Raw genomic sequence first — 15591 nt, forward strand, 5'->3', positions numbered from 1 at the left:
AGCCCGCACTCCGACGAGGGGGCGGGGGTGCCGCACACGTCGACTCGGGGACACGAGGTGAAACGCCGTGCCTTCCCTGCACTTTCCCGTGATGCTGGCGCTCGCAGCCGGCGCCTTCTTCCTCCTCCGCAAAGGCGGCACCAAGCTCTCCCACGCGCTCATCTGCGCCGGGTTCGGCTTCTATCTCGCCGATACGGCGGTGGCCCCCTCGCTGCACACCGCGCTCAACTCCGTCACCGGCATGCTCGGGCAGCTTGGCTGAGCGCGCGGGCGTCCGTCGCCGCGCCGCCCGGTGGGGCACGGCGCGCCGCCGGTGACGTCCACCGCGTGGACGGGCCCGTCGTCGAGATCCGTGACCACGGCGACGGCTGCCCCGCCGAGCCGGCGCGCCTAGCCCGCTCCGGGGGCGACCCGCCCGGCGTCGCCCAGCGAACGCGCGGCGACCTTGGCCAGGTGGGCGTCGAAGACGCGGCCCGGGTCCGGGGTGAGGGTGGTCAGGGCGACCATCGCGGTGACGATCACGTCGCACAGCTCGGACTGGACGTCCTGCCAGCTGTGCGAGACGCCCTTGCGGGGATTCTGGCCGGTCGCCCCGATGACGGCCTGGGCGACCTCGCCGACCTCCTCCGACAGCTTCAGCATCCGCAGCAGCGTCTGCTGTTCGGGCGGTACGGGGCTCTGCGCGGTCAGCCAGGCGTGCAGGGCGGTGACCGTGGGCCAGGGGGAGTTCCAGGAGGTGCCGCGCGTGTCGTCCATGCGCCCCACGGTGCCATCCGGCAGCGCACCGGTGGCGGACCGGGGCGACCTGGGGTGTCCTGAGAGGTGTTCTGGGGGGTGAATCGTTCCTCATCGACCGGGAGAGACCGTGACCATCGCCCTCGACAAGCTGGCCGAACCGGCCGTCCGCGCCTTCGTCGGCGCCCTCAACTCCGGTGACCGGGCCGCCTTCGCCGCCGCCCTGACACCCGACGCCACGATGTCCGACGACGGCTCGGACCGCGACGTCGGCGACTGGACCGAGCGCGAGGTCTTCTCCTCCGGCGGCCACATGGACATCGAGAGCCAGTCGCGCGACGGGCTCGGCCTGGTCGCCAACTACCGCAACGACACCTGGGGCGAGATGCGCACCGCCTGGCGCTTCACCGTGGACGGCGGCAAGGTGAGCCGCTTCGAGACCGGCCAGGCCTAGGGGCGTCCCGGGCCCGACCGGACCTCGCCGGGCATCACACGGGAATGCGCGCCCCGGCGCCGCTCACCCGCACCCGCGGGTCGTCCGCGTGCAGGGTCACGGTGAGCACTCCGGGCCTTCCCAGATCCTCGCCCTGATGGAGCGTCAGCTCCGACTCCGGTGCCACCAGGCCCAGTTCACGCGCGTACGCCCCGAACGCCGCGGCCGCCGCACCCGTCGCGGGGTCCTCGACGACCCCGCCGACCGGGAACGGGTCGCGGACGTGGAAGACCGACTCCGCTGCGCGCCACACCAGTTGGACGGTGGTGAGGTCGAGCCGGTGCATCAGCGCGGTGAGCCGGTCGAAGTCGTAGGCGAGGTCGCCGAGGCGCTCACGGGTGGCCGCGCCGAGCACGAGATGGCGGGCGCCCGCGTAGGCGATCCGGGGCGGGACGGCGCCGTCGAGGTCCTCGGCCGGCCAGTTCAGAGCGGCCAGCGCCTCGGCGAGATCCTTATCGTCGATGGGTACGGAGTGCGGCTCCACGCTGGTCAGGGTGGCGCGCAGGCCGCCGCTCGCCGGGTCCTCGGCGACGGTCACCGGCACCGTGCCGGCCGCGGTCGCGAACGTCAGGTCCCCGGTGCCGATGCGCTCGCCGAGCGCGATGGCGGTCGCCACCGTGGCGTGCCCGCAGAACGGCACCTCGGCCTTCGGGCTGAAGTACCGCAGCGTGAACGCCCGCCCCGGCTCGCCCAGACCCTCCGGCGGAGCTGTCAGGAATGCCGACTCGCTGTAGCCGAGCTCGGCGGCGATGGCCAGCATCGCCGCGTCGTCGAGAGCCGACGCGTCCAGGACCACCCCGGCGGGATTGCCTCCGGCGGGGTCGCTGGAGAAGGCGGTGTAACGGAGGATCTCGGGCTGGTCGTCGCTGGTCATGATCACCCCAACTCCCGCACGGGCGTACCTATTCCGGCCACCGGCCACCGGCAACCGGTCACCGGCCACCGGCAACCGGTCACCGGCAACCGGCACCGGCATTGGCCACCGCCCACCAACGACCAACGACCAACGGCTGGTGGCTGGTGGGTGACGAGTGGTGAGTGATGAGTTACGAGTGGTGAGTTACGAGTGGTGAGTGGGCGGTGCTGGTCCGCGGGCCGTGGCCGGGGTGGACCCGTCCCGGGCCCGGTGCGTCAGCCCCGGCCGATGTAGGGCATGGCGGTCGCGAGCACCGTGGCGAACTGGATGTTCGCCTCCAGCGGCAGCTCCGCCATGTGCAGCACGGTGCGCGCCACGTCCTGCGCGTCCATCACCGGCTCCACCGCCAGCTCCCCGTTGGCCTGCGGGATGCCGGTCTGCATGCGCTGGGTCATCTCGGTGGCCGCGTTGCCGATGTCGATCTGCCCGACCGCGATCCGGAACGGCCGCCCGTCCAGGGACAGCGACTTGGTGAGCCCGGTCATCGCGTGCTTCGTCGCCGTGTACGCCACCGAGTTCGGCCGCGGTGCGTGCGCCGAGATCGACCCGTTGTTGATGATCCGGCCACCCTGGGGCGTCTGCCCCTTCATCGCCCGGAACGCGGCCTGCGCGCACAGGAAGGCGCCGTTCAGATTCACCTCGACCACCGAACGCCATGCCTCGTACGACAGGTCCTCCACCGGCACCCCGCCCGGCCCGAACGTGCCCGCGTTGTTGAACAGCAGGTCCACTCCGCCGTACGCGCCCTGCGCGGCGGCGAACAGCGCGCCGACCTCGTCCGGCGAGGTCACGTCCGTGGGGACGCACAGGACCTCGGCGTCCGGCCCGGCCAGTGCCGCGGTCTCCTCCAGGGCCTCGGCGCGGCGCCCGGCGAGCGCCACCGACCAGCCCGCGCCGGCCAGCGCCAACGCCACGGAACGGCCGATGCCGGACCCGGCACCGGTCACGACGGCAGACTTCTGCGAGGTGATGTCCATGAGCCCGGAGCGTACGGGAGCGGCCGCCTGGTGAGACCGTGCGTCCGCGATGTGGGAGTGCGCGCCGACGGGCCGCGGGTTCCCCGGAACCGAGTGGGCCGGATGTGACCCGTTCCTCCTTTCCTGTGCGTCCCGAGTGGTGCTCAGCGCCGGAACCGGCTGAGAGCATGGTTATTCGATTCAACCTTCAGGAGAGAAACCGATGCCGGAGCGCGCCGGTCAGGACGCCCAGGGCCCCATACCGACCACGGCCGACGCGGAGGCCGCCGAGGCTCCCAAGGCCCCCGAGCCCCCGAAGGCGGCCACCGCCGCCACCGCGGCACTGCGCCGCACCGGCCTTCTGGTCACGCTCGTGCTCGGCGGACTCACCGCGCTCCCGCCGCTCTCCATGGACATGTACCTGCCGGCACTGCCCGAGGTCACCGACGCCCTGCGCTCCCCGGCCGCGACCGTCCAGCTCACCCTCACGGCCTGCCTCGCCGGCATGGCGCTGGGCCAGCTCGTCGTCGGGCCCATGAGCGACAGGTGGGGACGGCGCCGCCCCCTCCTCATCGGCATGGTCGTCTACGTCCTGGCCACCGCGGTCTGTGCCTTCGCCCCCAATGTCGAACTCCTCATCGCCTTCCGCCTGTTGCAGGGCCTGGCCGGGGCCGCGGGCATCGTGATAGCCCGCGCCGTGGTGCGCGATCTCTACGACGGCGTGGAGATGGCCCGCTTCTTCTCCACCCTGATGCTGATCTCCGGTGTCGCCCCCGTGGTCGCCCCGCTGATCGGCGGCCAGGTGCTGCGACTGACCGACTGGCGCGGCGTCTTCGTCGTGCTGACCGTGATCGGCGTGCTCCTCACCGCCGTGGTGTTCAAGTGGCTGCACGAGACGCTTCCGGTGGAACGGCGCCACTCCGGCGGTGTCGGAGAGGCCCTGCGCACCATGGGCGGCCTCCTCAAGGACCGGGTCTTCACCGGCTACATGCTCGCGGGCGGCTTCGCCTTCGCCGCGCTGTTCGCCTACATATCCGCCTCCCCCTTCGTGGTGCAGGAGATCTACGGCGCCTCCCCGCAGACCTTCTCCCTGCTGTTCGGCCTCAACTCCGTGGGTCTGGTCGTCGTCGGGCAGATCAACGGCAAGCTCCTCATCGGCCGGGTCAGCCTGGACAAGGCGCTCGGCTTCGGCCTGGCCGTGATCACCCTGGCGGCCACGGCCCTGCTCCTGATGACCTCCGGAGCGTTCGGCGAGGTGGGCCTGGCGCCGATCGCCGCCGGTCTCTTCGTGCTCATGTCGGCGATGGGCCTCGCCATGCCGAACACCAACGCCCAGGCCCTGATGCGCACCCCGAACGCCGCCGGCTCCGCCTCGGCCCTGCTCGGCACCTCCTCCTTCCTGGTCGGCGCGGTCGCCTCCCCGCTGGTCGGCATCGCGGGCGAGGCGACCGCCGTGCCCATGGCGGTCGTCCAGCTGGCGTCGGCCGTCGCCGCCCTGCTCTGCTTCCTGCTGCTCTGCCGTCCCTGGCAGCGGGGGCCGCAGGCACGCACCGCGGCGGCCGGGGACGCGGCGCCGCAAAAGTAGACTCCTGCCGGTGAACCACTCCCTCCCCGCCCCGGACGTCCTGCGCTCGGCCCTGGCCGGACTGCTCGACGGGCTGCCGCCCTCGCAGACCGCAGGCGCCGTCGACCGGCTGATCAGTCACTACCGCGGCGTCGTCCCGACCCATGCCCCGGTGCTGCGCGACCGCTCCGACGTCGCTGCCTACGCCGCGTACCGGATGCCCGCCACCTTCGAGGCGGTGCGCTCCGCGCTCGGCGCGTTCCGGGACGCGGCCGGGCCCTGGACCCCGGCCACGCACACCGACATCGGCGGCGGCACGGGCTCGGCGAGCTGGGCGGTCGCCGAGGCGTGGGAGGACGCGGAGACCCCCGTGGCGACGACCGTTCTGGACTGGGCGGAGCCCGCCCTCGCCGTCGGCCGCGAACTCGCCGAGGCCTCCGGGCTGCCCGGACTGAGCACAGCCCGCTGGGAGCGCGCCCGCATCGGCTCGGCCCTCTCCCTGAAGAGCGCCGACCTCGTCACCGTCTCGTACGTCCTGAACGAACTGACCCCGGACGACCGCCGCTCCCTGGTGGACGCGGCGGCCGACACCGCGGCCGGTGCCGTGGTCATCGTGGAGCCCGGCACCCCCGACGGCTACGCCCGCATCATCGAGGCGCGGGACCGGCTCGTCGCGGCCGGCCTGCACATCGCCGCGCCCTGCCCGCACAGCGCCGCCTGTCCCATCGAGCCCGGCACCGACTGGTGCCACTTCTCGGCCCGGGTCAGCCGCTCCTCCCTGCACCGCCAGGTCAAGGGCGGCTCACTGGCGTACGAGGACGAGAAGTTCAGCTACCTCGCGGCCACCCGGTTCGCCCCGGACCCCGCCCCGGCGCGGGTCGTGCGGCGGCCCCAGATCCGCAAGGGCCAGGTGCTGCTGGAGCTCTGCACGGCGCAGGAGCAGCTGCGCCGCGAGACGGTCAGCAAGCGGCACGGCGTGCTGTACCGCGCCGCCCGCGATGCCGAGTGGGGCGACCCCTGGCCGCCCCACTCCGCGGAGCCGGCCTCCTAGGGCACGTTCGGGGCGGGGCCCGGCCAGGGGCGGGGGACCGTCCGGAGCCCGGTCGGGCGCCTGTCAGGAACGCAGTTCCTGGGTGCAGCACTTCACGCTGCCGCCTCCCTTGAGCAGCTCGCCCAGGTCCATGGCGATCGGCTCGTAACCCCGCGCACGCAGCGGGTCGAAGAGGCCGACGGCACCCTGGGGGAGCAGCACGTGGTGGCCGTCGCTGACCGCGTTGAGCCCGAGTGCGGCCGCGTCCGGCTCCTCGGCGATCAACGCGTGCGGGAACAGCCTGGACAGCACGGCCCGGCTACCGGGCGAGAACGCCGGCGGGTAGTACATGATCTCGTCGGCGTCGTCGTCCAGGACGCACAGAGCCGTGTCCAGGTGGTAGTAGCGCGGGTCGATCAGGTCGAGGCCGATGACCGGGCGGCCGAAGAACTCCTGGGCCTCGTCGTGCGAGAGCGGGCTGGAGCGGAAGCCGCGCCCGGCGAGCAGATACGAGGCCGTCACGGCGAAGTCGCCCTCGCCCTCGTTGATGTGGGCCGGCTCGTGGACGGGCGCGAAGCCGTGCGCACGGAACCAGTCCAGGTGGACCTCGGCCTCGGCCGCGCGTTCCGGATACGCGAAGCGGGCGCCGAGCACCCGGCTGTCGATCACGGTGGCTCCGTTGGCGGCGAAGACCATGTCGGGCAGGTCGGGGCGGGGGTCGAGCAGCTCGACGGTGTGGCCGAGCGAGCGGTACCGGTCGCGCAGGTCCTCCCACTGGGCCAGGGCCAGGGGCAGGTCGACCGGCTTCTCTGGGTCCATCCAGGGGTTGATGGAGTACGTGACCTTGAAGTGTGCCGGTGGGCACATCAGATAGCGCCGGGGTCGGGCGGTTCTCTGGGGGCGGAGGTCACGGGCTTCACGAGGCAATGAGGGCTCCTCACGGGCGACTTGGGCTGCACGGGCGTGCAGCCGCGTGCAGCCCATGGTCCGCCGTGCGGGGCGTCCGCGCAGTGCACCGTCCGGGTGTTTTTCATCTGGCCCACCCGGTTCACCCGCGCGTTCACGGCTCTTCCGGTGCGGTGCGCCCCGCCTTCAACTTCCTCAGCGGCTCGCCTCTGCGGGCCGTCGGGCCCACCCCGCCGCCCGGTCCGTGGCCGCCGCGCGCCGTTCCCCTGGAGGGCGTACGGCGCCGGAGGGCCCCGCGCCGATCGCACGGGCGGTCCCGTGCCGGATCGTCCCGCACTGATCGCCCGGGCGTCGGCCGTTGGTCACGGGCGGGTCATGTCACACACCCCGGATGTCCGGTGCGGTCACCCGGGGAGCAGGATGGTGGGACGATGTTCTCCAGGGTCCTCCGTGACCGAGAGTCCCTGGCGACGGTGAGGTGAGGGGATACATGGGCGCTGAGTTCGGCCGTTCCCGCGGCGAGGAGAGCAAACTGTCCCGCTGGCTGCGCAGGCGGCCCAAGGACGCTCCGGGTGCGGACCAGGGCCGGCTCCCGCTGCTCCTGGCCGTCGCCGCCGCCGATCTGCCCCTGGCGCCCGCCGCGCACCCCGTCGGCTACCGATGTTCCTGTGACCGCGTCGGATGTCCCACGCCGGCCCGCCACCCCGTCTCCTTCGCCTGGCAGACCCAGTCGACCACCGACCCCGCGCAGATCGAGCGCTGGGCGCTCGGGCAGCCGGAGGCCAACTTCATCACCGCGACCGGAATGGTCCACGACGTCCTCGACGTACCGCTCGAAGCGGGGCGCGAGGCCTTGGCCCGGCTGCTCTCCGAGGGGATCGACGTCGGGCCGGTCGCCGAGGCGGCCGGCGACGGCGACCACGGGCGGATGCTGTTCTTCACCGCGACGCGGGGAACGCCCGAGGACGAGGACGAGTGGTGGCCCTGCGAGCTGGACTGTCATCCCGAGACGATGGACGAGCATCCGGGGCTGCGATGGCACTGCCGGGGAAGCTACGTGCTGGTGCCGCCGGCGCGGTTGCCGGGAGAGCTCGCGGTGGGCTGGGTGCGCGGGCCGGAGCATGTGCTTCCGGATCCGCTGACGTTGCTTGAGGCATTGACCGACGCGTGTGCGCGGTATGCGGGGGAGGCGGGGGCGCCGGCGGTTGCCTGGCCGCTCGGCCGGTAGGTTCCCCCTCCCCGCCCCTTCCCCAGACCCTCCGGGGGTGGGGTGGGCAAGGGTTGTTCCTGGGGCTGCGCCCCTCGGACCCCCGCGGGGACTGCGTCCCCTGCGCCCCTCCTCGGGGCCGCGCCCCCGACCCCGTTCGCGTCTTGAGGGCGCTCGTCCTCAAACGCCGGACGGGCTGAGGGCGCCCGGCATCGCCCCAGGCGGCTCGCCGCGGAGTCGGCTGCCGCTACTCGCCCTTCGTCGCCACGAGCCCCTGGATGCGGTTGGTCACCACGACCGGGCCCTTGGCCGGTACCAGGGCCAGTTCGTTGGAGATCCACTCCCGGGTGAGGGAGGTGTTGATCCGGCCGGTCAGCAGGGCCTTCTCGTCGGGGGAGATGTCGAGGCGGACGCCCTTCGCCGCGGTCTGGCGCTCGAAGTGCCGGGCGGAGAAGAAGACGAGGGCGCGGCCGTCGGCGGTGCGCAGGCCCAGCGGGGCGAAGTCGCCGTCGTTCAGGGGCTGGTCGAGGAACTGGCTGATGCGTCCCGACCGCACGGCGTTCTTCTGGCGTGCCTCGCGCCAGGAGCTGGTGTGGTCCCCGGGCGCGAACACCGGTGGCTTGCCGCTCTGGAGGTACGAGGCGTAGTCCGCGCTCAGGTCCTTCGGGGCGACCGCGAGGGAGGGGTCGTCGGGGCGTACCGGCTCGGCCCAGCCGTCCTTGTCGGCCTTGAAGGCGGGCACGTCCTTGGCGCCCAGGATCGACAAGTAGGCCAGCTTCCACACCTGTTCGGGCCCGGTGCGTATGAAGAGCAGCAGCCAGCGGGTGTCGTTCGGGCCCTTGTCGTCCTGGTCGCGGTTGGAGTCCGCGTCGGCGACGAACCAGCGTGGCCAGCCCGCCTGCTTGGGGATCGTGTACGCGGTGTCGCTCAGGGCCAGCGGCGAGTGCTGGGCGTTGCCGCCCGGGCTCGTCGTGTGGCGGACGGTGAAGCCCGCCTGGGTCGTGGCGCCGAAGGCACCGGTGACCCGGCCCGCGTCGAGGGCCGGGTCGTAGGCCTTGTCGGCCTTGTTGTAGGCGTCGAGGAAGTCGGTGAGCGCCTTCGCGGCCTCAGCCTTCGTCGCCGACGGTACGACTTCCCGCTCCCCGTGCACCGTCACGCAGCCGCTCGCGGTCACCGTCAGTACGGTCACCGTCGCGAGCCCCGCCGTCAGCCGACTCACCCTGCTCATGGACCGCCTTCTGCCCCTCGACCCTCGTCGTCCCCTCGGACTTCCGGAACCCTACCGGGGCGAAGAAGAACGCGAGCGTGGGGATCAGGTACAGGGCCCAGACGACGACCTGGACGACGGTCGGGTCGGGCTGGAAGTTGAAGACGCCCTTGAGGAGGGTGCCGTACCAGCTGTCCGGCGCGATCGTCGAACTGATGTCGAAGGCAAGGGAGTTGATGCCCGGCAGGAAGTCGGCCTCCTGGAGGTCGTGCACGCCGTAGGCGAGGACGCCCGCGGCGACGACCACCAGCATGCCGCCGGTCCAGGTGAAGAACTTCGCCAGGTTGATCTTCAGTGCGCCCCGGTAGAACAGCCAGCCCAGGAACACCGCGGTGGCGAGGCCCAGCAGGGCGCCGATCATCGGCTGGAAGGTGCCGTTGTCGGAGCCGGCCGCGTGCACCGACGTCCACACGAACAGGGCGGTCTCCAGGCCCTCGCGGCCGACCGCGAGGAACGCGGTCGCCACCAGGGCGCCGGTGCCCATCAGCAGGGCCGAGTCGAGCTTGCCCTGGAGCTCGGTCTTCAGGTGCCGCGCGGTGCGCCGCATCCAGAACACCATCCAGGTGACCAGGCCGACGGCGACGATCGACAGCGAACCGCCGAGCGCCTCCTGCGCCTTGAAGGTCATCTCCTGCGAGCCGAATTCGAGGCCCGCGCCGAACGCGAACGCGACGAACACGGCCACCGCGACGCCGATCCACACCGGCTTGAGCGCGTCCCGCCGCCCGGTCTTCACCAGGTAGGCGACCAGGATGCACACGACCAGGCTCGCTTCGAGACCCTCGCGCAGGCCGATCAGATAGTTGGCGAACATGTCTCCCTCTCAGCCGAAGAGTCCCCGGCCCCACCAGTCGTCCTTGTCGCGGACGCCCGGCGGGACCGCGAAAATCGCCGAACCCACGTGCTGGATGTATTCGTTGAGCGCGTCATGGCGGGCCAGGGCCCGCTGGACGGGCAGGAAGCCCTTGCGTACGTCCCGCTGGTAGGCCAGGAAGAACAGGCCCGCGTCCAGCCGGCCGAGGCCGTCCGTGCCGTCCGTGAAGGAGTAGCCGCGGCGCAGGATGCGGGCACCGTCGTTGGAGTCGGGGTGCGCGAGGCGGACGTGCGCGGTCGGCTTCATCGCCTTCAGGAACGGCTCGTCGCGCTCCTTGGCCTTGCCGACCGGGGCGCCCTCGCCCTTGTCGCGGCCGAAGACGTCCTCCTGCTCCTGGAGCGAGGTGCGGTCCCAGGTCTCGATGTGCATGCGGATGCGGCGGGCCACCAGGTAGGAGCCGCCGGTCATCCAGTCGGAGCCGTCCTTCGCGCCGACCCACACGTGGTCGTCGAGCGCCTTGGTGTCGGTGCCCGAGACGTTCCGGGTGCCGTCCTTGAAGCCCATCATGTTGCGCGGGGTCTGCGCGTCCGGCGTCGTCGAGGACGTCTTGCCGAAGCCGAGCTGCGACCAGCGGATGGCGACCTTGCCCATGCCGATGCGGGCCAGGTTGCGGATCGCGTGCACCGCCACCTGGGGATCGTCCGCGCAGGCCTGGACGCACAGGTCGCCGCCGCTGCGCGCCGGTTCGAGGTTGTCGCCGGGGAACTGCTCGATGTCGACCAGCGCCTCGGGCCGCTTGCCGTCCAGGCCGAAGCGGTCCTTGGCGAAGAGCGAGGGGCCGACGCCGAAGGTCAGGGTCAGCCGGCACGGCTTGAGGCCGAGCGCCTCGCCGGTGTCGTCCGGCGGCGCCTCGGCGAGCCCGCCGTAGGCGCCCTCGCCGACCGTCTTGCCCTCGGTCATCGCGGCGGCGGCCACCGTCCAGTCCTTGAGCAGCTGGACGAGTTCGGCGCGGTCCTTCGTCGTCACGTCGAACGAGGCGAAGTGCAGCCGGTCCTGGACGGCGGTGGCGATGCCGGCCTGGTGCTCGCCGTGGAACGGCACCGCGGCGCCCGTGTCGGCGGCCGGCACCGCGTCGCTGCCGCCGCTCTTGACGACGGCGACCGTGCCGCCGGCCGCGGCGGCGCCGAGCGCCAGGCCCGCCCCGCCCCAGCCGAGCAGCGCCCGGCGGGAGGGCGGCCTGCCGGTGCCGGCTGCCTCGGTCGTGGCGTCGCTCATGAGGGTCTCCTCCTGCTCCTGCGGTTACTTCGCGACGGCCGCGGCGAGCTTCGACAGCGGCTCGGCGAGCGCGTTCACGGTGTCGGAGAGCTGCTTGCGGTCACCCTCGCCGACCTTGTCGTACGAGGTGAAGTCGTAGGAGGTCTTGTCCGTGCGGTACTTGTCGAGCAGCGTGTCCAGGGCGGCGAACTGCTTGTCCAGCTCGGTGGTGAGCGCCGCGTCGTTCTTCGAGGCGACCGGCTTGAGCAGCTCGTACGCCTTCTGCGCGCCCTCGACGTTGCCCTTGAAGTCGGACAGGTCGGTGTGGCTGTAGCGGTCCTCCTCGCCGGTGATCTTCCCGGTGGCGACCTCGTCGAGGAGCTCCTTGGCGCCGTTGGCCATCGAGGTCGGGGTGATCTCGGCGGTGCCGACCCGCTTCTGCCAGTCGGTCAGGTCCTTGTCCAGCTCGGTGGCGAGGTTCTTCTCGTCGTCACCGATCTTGCCGTCGACCCAGAGGGACTTCTCCAGACGGTGCCAGCCGGTCCACTTCTGGCCCTTCTCCAGGCCGTCCTCGCGGGTGTCGGTCTTCGGGTCGATGTCACCGAAGGACTCCGCGACCGGCTCGGTGCGCTCCCAGCCCAGGCGCGAGGGGGCGAACGCCTTCTTGGCCGCCTCCACGTCGCCGGCCCGCACCGCGTCGGTGAAGACCTTCACCTTGGGCAGCGTCTCGTCGGCCTGCTCCTGGGCGTACTTGCGGTACTCGGCCACGGCCGTGTCCAGCTGCGGGTTGCGCTTGGCGGCGGTGCCGCCGGTGACGGTGACCTTCTGGCGGATGCCGTCGCCCTTCATGCCGGGCTTGCAGGCGACCTCGTACGAGCCGGCCTTGACCTCGGCGGTGAGCTGCTGCTTGAGGCCGGGGCCTATGTTCTCGCGCTCGGCGACGATGCGGTCGTCCGGGAAGAGCAGGTAGACCTCGGTGACCTTGGAGCCCTTGTTCTCGATGTCGAACTTGACGTGTCCGGCCGGGAACTCGGTCTTCGACAGCTTGCAGGAGCTGTCGGTGGCCGTCACCTGGACCGAGCCGTCGGCGCCGCCGGCCTTGGCGTCGCTCTTGTCGGCGCAGCCCGTGACGGCGGTCAGGGCAGCGACGGCCGCGGCGGCGGTGACGACGGAAGTACGGACGGGTCGCATGCGGGCTCCACGCTGGGTCAGGGTCGACAGGTCGACTGAGGCGGACCTAACTTAACCGAGCCTTACCTGACCGATACCCACTGGGCGCGTGATTCAGCTCTCACCGGTCACGGCGGGATCACGGATCGCGCCGCGCCGGTCACGGCCGGGTCAAGGATCACGTCCCGTGGTCAAGGCCGGGTCAAGGATGGCGCCGCGGGACGACCAGCGGGGAGCCCGTCCCGGGGTGGGGCAGCACGTCCACGGGCTGCCGGTAGACCCGGCCGATCAACTCCTCGGTGAGCACCTCGCGAGGCGGCCCCTCGGCCGCGAGCCGCCCCTCGTGCAGCACGGCGATCCGGTCCGCGTACGCGGCCGCCAGGCCGAGGTCGTGCAGCACCACCACGACGGCGTCCCCGGCGCGGGCCCGCTCGCGGCAGATGCGCAGGACCAGTTCCTGGTGGCGCAGGTCGAGTGCGGCGGTCGGTTCGTCGAGCAGCAGCACCGGCGCGCGCTGGGCGAGTACCCGGGCCAGCGCGACGCGGGCCCGCTCGCCGCCGGACAGCGCGTCGAAGGGCCGCCGCGCGAAGCCGGCCACCTCGGTGGCCGCCATCGCCTCCGCGACCACCGCGTCGTCCTCGCCCTCGCGCACGGTCCCGGCCCAGGGTGCCCGGCCCATCCGGACGACCTCCTCGACCGGGAAGGGAAAGGAGAGCGCGGCCTGCTGCGGCAGCACGGCCCGGCGCAGCGCGAGTTCCGACGCGGGCCGGTCGGCGAGGGGCCGCTCGTCGATCCGTACCGTCCCCGAGGCGGCGGCCGCATCGCCCGCGAGCGCGGCGAGCAGCGTGGACTTGCCCGCCCCGTTGGGCCCGACGAGCGCCACGACCTCACCGGTACGCACCTGGATTCCGACGCCGTCCAGGACGGCACGGCCCCCGAGTGTCACCCGCAACTCGCTTGCCTCAAGGGCCACTTGGCCCGGCGCGGGCGGTGTGGGGAGCTCGCGCGGCCCGCGTGCGGAGGAGAGGACGGAGAAGAGGGACGTCAGGACGTTCATGCCCAACCGCCTTGCGTGCGCCGGGTCCTGCGCAGGAGCCAGAAGAAGAACGGGCTGCCGAACAGGGCGGTCAGGACGCCCAGCGGCAGTTCGGCGGGGGCCGCCACGGTACGGGCCGCGAGGTCGCCCGCCATCAGGACGACCGCGCCGCCGATCGCGCTGCCGGGCACCAGGAAGCGGTGTCCGGGGCCGGCCGCCATGCGCAGCAGGTGCGGCACCAGGAGCCCGACGAACGTGATGATCCCGGCCACCGCCACGGCGGCCGCGGTGAGCAGCGCGACGACGAGCACGAGCACCATGCGCAGCCGCTCGACGTCGACGCCCAGGTGCCGCGCGGGCCGTTCGCCGAGCGCGAGGAGGTCGAGCCTGCGGGCGTACAGCGGGGCGACGGCCAGGCCCGCCACGGCGCACGGAAGTACGGCGAGCACCTTGGGCCAGGTGGCCTGGGCGAGCGATCCCAGCTGCCAGAAGGTGATCTGGGAGATCTGGGCGTTGTCCGCGAAGAAGATGAACAGGCCGATCAGGGCGCCCGCGAAGGCGTTCACCGCGATGCCGGTGAGGATGAGGGCGACGACCTCGGTGCGGCCGCCCGAGCGGGACATGGCGTACACGACGAGGACCGTGGCCAGGCCGGCGGTGAACGCGCAGAACGTGATGGTCCAGTTGCCGAAGAAGCTCAGCCCGAGCGTGATGGAGCCGACCGCACCGGCCGCCGCGCCCGCCGAGATCCCGATCACGCCGGGCTCGGCGAGCGGATTGCCGAACACGCCCTGCATGAGCGCGCCCGCACAGCCCAGGGACGCGCCGACGAGCAGGGCGAGCGCCACCCGGGGGAGCCGCACGTTCCACAGCACGCTCTCGCCGACCCGGTCGAGCCCGTGGCCGCCGAGCCCCGCGCGATGGCGCACCGAGCCGAGCACGTCACCGAGCGCGATGTGGTACGCCCCGAGCCCGGCGGACAGGAGGGCGAGCAGGACGAGCGCGGCCAGCAGAACGACCGTGAGCAGGAAGGGAGTCGAGCGCCCCGGCTTCGGGCGTTCGGGTTCGGGCGGGGCCGTCGCCTCGGGGGCCTCGGTCGTCGCGGTCACTTCTTCGGCTCCGGGTACAGCTGGTCCACGAGGGACCGCAGGACGCGGTCGGTGCGCGGGCCGTAATTGAGCAGCACGCCGTCGTCGACGGACACGATCCTGCGGTCCAGGCCGGCCGGGGTCTCGGCGACGCCCGGCACCTTCAGGAGGCCGTCGACGCCGCCCACGGACGCGAGCCCCTTGCTCATCACCAGGATGGCGTCCGGGGCGGCCTTGGCGAGGGCCTCGCTGGTGATGGGGGTGAAGTCCTTCGACAGGCCCGACTCCTTGCCCGCGTCGACGCCGCCCGCCGCCTCGATGAGGGAGGAGGCGCCGGAGTCGGCCCCGCCGAGCAGATGGACGGATGCCGACCCGCGCAGGTAGAGGAAGGCGACCCGGGGTCTCCCGCCGCCCTTCGGTGCGGCGGAGCGGGCCGCCGAAATCCGTTGGTCCGTACGGGACTTGAGCGCGCTACCGGCGTCCGGAACGCCCAGGGCGGCGGCCACCGCGTCGATCCTGCGGTCCACGTCGGCGAGGCTCTTGGCGGGCTCGACCACGACCAGCGGGATTCCGGCGGCACGGATCTGGTCGACGGCCTCGGCCGGTCCGGTCGAGGTGTCGGCGAGCACGAGCGTCGGCTTCAGGGAGAGGACGCTCTCGGCCGAGACGTCGTGAGCCCTCGTCACCACCGGGAGCTTCGCAGCCTGTTCGAAGGTGGTCGTGATGTCCCGGGCCACCACGTGGGGTCCGAGCCCGAGCGTGAACACGATCTCGCCGAGGGAGCCGGTGAGCGGCACGATCCGGTCGCCGGAGCGCACCTCGACCCGGCGTCCGTCCGCGGAGTCCACCGTGACGGGCAGCCGGGGCGCGGGAGTCGAGGTGAGCGGCTCGACCCGGTCCGGGGCGGGAGCCGCCCCGGCGGCCTGGCCGGTGCCCGTACTCGTGCCGTCGCCGGTGCCGCAGCCCGTGAGGGCGAGGGCGAGCGCGGAGAGCAGCGCACCCGCGAGAAGTCCTGGTCTGCGCACCGGGTGCACCGTCCTTCGCTCGGTAGTGGTCGGCGATGCGGGGGACTTCCGGCACAGCCACGACCACCTTAGGTTAGCCTTACCTAAGTCGCCAGGCCGCATCTGTGGGCCTGCCTTGCGGCTTGCCCCC

Annotated in this window: 16 protein-coding genes; 5 read left to right on the plus strand and 11 right to left on the minus strand. The window is 72.5% G+C overall.

Going from position 1 to position 15591, the window contains the following annotated elements; genetic code table 11:
• Positions 1–67 precede the first annotated feature (67 nt).
• Complete coding sequence (locus IE267_RS04835) at positions 68–262, plus strand: hypothetical protein (protein WP_159030374.1); 195 nt, start codon at positions 68–70, stop codon at positions 260–262.
• A gap of 128 nt (positions 263–390) precedes the next feature.
• On the opposite strand, the gene IE267_RS04840 is transcribed toward IE267_RS04835, so the two are convergent.
• Complete coding sequence (locus IE267_RS04840) at positions 391–756, minus strand: MazG-like family protein (RefSeq protein WP_167153594.1); 366 nt, start codon at positions 754–756, stop codon at positions 391–393.
• Between the two features lie 109 nt (positions 757–865).
• Here IE267_RS04840 and IE267_RS04845 point away from each other — a divergent pair, with 109 nt between their 5' ends.
• Entirely contained in the window at positions 866–1189 is a 324-nt protein-coding gene (locus tag IE267_RS04845) for a nuclear transport factor 2-like protein (RefSeq protein WP_161249043.1), read from the plus strand.
• A 34-nt stretch (positions 1190–1223) separates the two neighbouring features.
• On the opposite strand, the gene IE267_RS04850 is transcribed toward IE267_RS04845, so the two are convergent.
• Positions 1224–2102 (minus strand): PhzF family phenazine biosynthesis protein, encoded by an 879-nt coding sequence (locus IE267_RS04850; protein ID WP_373304465.1) that lies wholly within the window; start codon positions 2100–2102, stop codon positions 1224–1226.
• A gap of 257 nt (positions 2103–2359) precedes the next feature.
• On the minus strand, positions 2360–3121 hold the full coding sequence (locus IE267_RS04855; RefSeq protein ID WP_167153595.1) for an SDR family oxidoreductase: 762 nt from the start codon (positions 3119–3121) through the stop codon (positions 2360–2362).
• 202 nt (positions 3122–3323) lie between these two features.
• Here IE267_RS04855 and IE267_RS04860 point away from each other — a divergent pair, with 202 nt between their 5' ends.
• Both IE267_RS04860 and IE267_RS04865 read left to right on the plus strand, forming a co-directional pair.
• Complete coding sequence (locus IE267_RS04860; protein WP_167153596.1) at positions 3324–4685, plus strand: Bcr/CflA family multidrug efflux MFS transporter; 1362 nt, start codon at positions 3324–3326, stop codon at positions 4683–4685.
• A 10-nt stretch (positions 4686–4695) separates the two neighbouring features.
• Entirely contained in the window at positions 4696–5715 is a 1020-nt protein-coding gene (locus IE267_RS04865) for a small ribosomal subunit Rsm22 family protein (protein WP_167153598.1), read from the plus strand.
• Positions 5716–5778: 63 nt separating this feature from the next.
• On the opposite strand, the gene ddaH is transcribed toward IE267_RS04865, so the two are convergent.
• On the minus strand, positions 5779–6621 hold the full coding sequence (ddaH, locus tag IE267_RS04870; RefSeq protein ID WP_346346922.1) for a dimethylargininase: 843 nt from the start codon (positions 6619–6621) through the stop codon (positions 5779–5781).
• A 469-nt stretch (positions 6622–7090) separates the two neighbouring features.
• Between ddaH and IE267_RS04875 the strand changes: the two genes are divergently transcribed.
• On the plus strand, positions 7091–7828 hold the full coding sequence (locus IE267_RS04875; RefSeq protein ID WP_167153601.1) for a bifunctional DNA primase/polymerase: 738 nt from the start codon (positions 7091–7093) through the stop codon (positions 7826–7828).
• Between the two features lie 226 nt (positions 7829–8054).
• On the opposite strand, the gene IE267_RS04880 is transcribed toward IE267_RS04875, so the two are convergent.
• From IE267_RS04880 to IE267_RS04910, 7 genes are all read right to left on the minus strand, one after another.
• Entirely contained in the window at positions 8055–9026 is a 972-nt protein-coding gene (locus IE267_RS04880; RefSeq protein WP_167156277.1) for an SCO2278 family lipoprotein, read from the minus strand.
• Positions 8914–9888, minus strand: coding sequence for an iron uptake transporter permease EfeU (gene efeU, locus IE267_RS04885; protein ID WP_167153603.1), 975 nt, complete (start codon positions 9886–9888; stop codon positions 8914–8916). Before efeU ends, IE267_RS04880 begins: the two co-directional genes overlap by 113 nt.
• A 9-nt stretch (positions 9889–9897) precedes the next feature.
• Positions 9898–11163, minus strand: coding sequence for an iron uptake transporter deferrochelatase/peroxidase subunit (efeB, locus tag IE267_RS04890; RefSeq protein WP_189762264.1), 1266 nt, complete (start codon positions 11161–11163; stop codon positions 9898–9900).
• A 24-nt stretch (positions 11164–11187) separates the two neighbouring features.
• Positions 11188–12333, minus strand: coding sequence for an iron uptake system protein EfeO (gene efeO / locus IE267_RS04895; protein WP_167153607.1), 1146 nt, complete (start codon positions 12331–12333; stop codon positions 11188–11190).
• A 181-nt stretch (positions 12334–12514) separates the two neighbouring features.
• Positions 12515–13369 (minus strand): heme ABC transporter ATP-binding protein, encoded by an 855-nt coding sequence (locus IE267_RS04900; protein ID WP_189762265.1) that lies wholly within the window; start codon positions 13367–13369, stop codon positions 12515–12517.
• Positions 13366–14457, minus strand: a complete 1092-nt coding sequence (locus tag IE267_RS04905) for a FecCD family ABC transporter permease (protein WP_189762266.1) — start codon at positions 14455–14457, stop codon at positions 13366–13368. The genes IE267_RS04900 and IE267_RS04905 overlap by 4 nt, the downstream gene beginning before the upstream one ends.
• Positions 14454–15461, minus strand: a complete 1008-nt coding sequence (locus IE267_RS04910; RefSeq protein ID WP_229860727.1) for a heme/hemin ABC transporter substrate-binding protein — start codon at positions 15459–15461, stop codon at positions 14454–14456. Before IE267_RS04910 ends, IE267_RS04905 begins: the two co-directional genes overlap by 4 nt.
• Positions 15462–15591 lie beyond the last annotated feature (130 nt).

The organism is Streptomyces xanthochromogenes (assembly GCF_014650455.1).
In the GTDB taxonomy this organism is placed as follows: Bacteria; Actinomycetota; Actinomycetes; order Streptomycetales; family Streptomycetaceae; genus Streptomyces; species Streptomyces xanthochromogenes.

What these genes read in the sequence shown, in the direction of transcription:
- efeB (WP_189762264.1), bottom strand. Translation starts at nt 11,163, where the DNA reads ATGAGCGACGCCACGACCGAGGCAGCCGGCACCGGCAGGCCGCCCTCC.
- IE267_RS04875 (WP_167153601.1), top strand. Translation starts at nt 7,091, where the DNA reads ATGGGCGCTGAGTTCGGCCGTTCCCGCGGCGAGGAGAGCAAACTGTCC.
- IE267_RS04900 (WP_189762265.1), bottom strand. Translation starts at nt 13,369, where the DNA reads ATGAACGTCCTGACGTCCCTCTTCTCCGTCCTCTCCTCCGCACGCGGG.
- IE267_RS04860 (WP_167153596.1), top strand. Translation starts at nt 3,324, where the DNA reads ATGCCGGAGCGCGCCGGTCAGGACGCCCAGGGCCCCATACCGACCACG.
- efeU (WP_167153603.1), bottom strand. Translation starts at nt 9,888, where the DNA reads ATGTTCGCCAACTATCTGATCGGCCTGCGCGAGGGTCTCGAAGCGAGC.
- IE267_RS04850 (WP_373304465.1), bottom strand. Translation starts at nt 2,102, where the DNA reads ATGACCAGCGACGACCAGCCCGAGATCCTCCGTTACACCGCCTTCTCC.
- IE267_RS04855 (WP_167153595.1), bottom strand. Translation starts at nt 3,121, where the DNA reads ATGGACATCACCTCGCAGAAGTCTGCCGTCGTGACCGGTGCCGGGTCC.
- efeO (WP_167153607.1), bottom strand. Translation starts at nt 12,333, where the DNA reads ATGCGACCCGTCCGTACTTCCGTCGTCACCGCCGCCGCGGCCGTCGCT.
- IE267_RS04840 (WP_167153594.1), bottom strand. Translation starts at nt 756, where the DNA reads ATGGACGACACGCGCGGCACCTCCTGGAACTCCCCCTGGCCCACGGTC.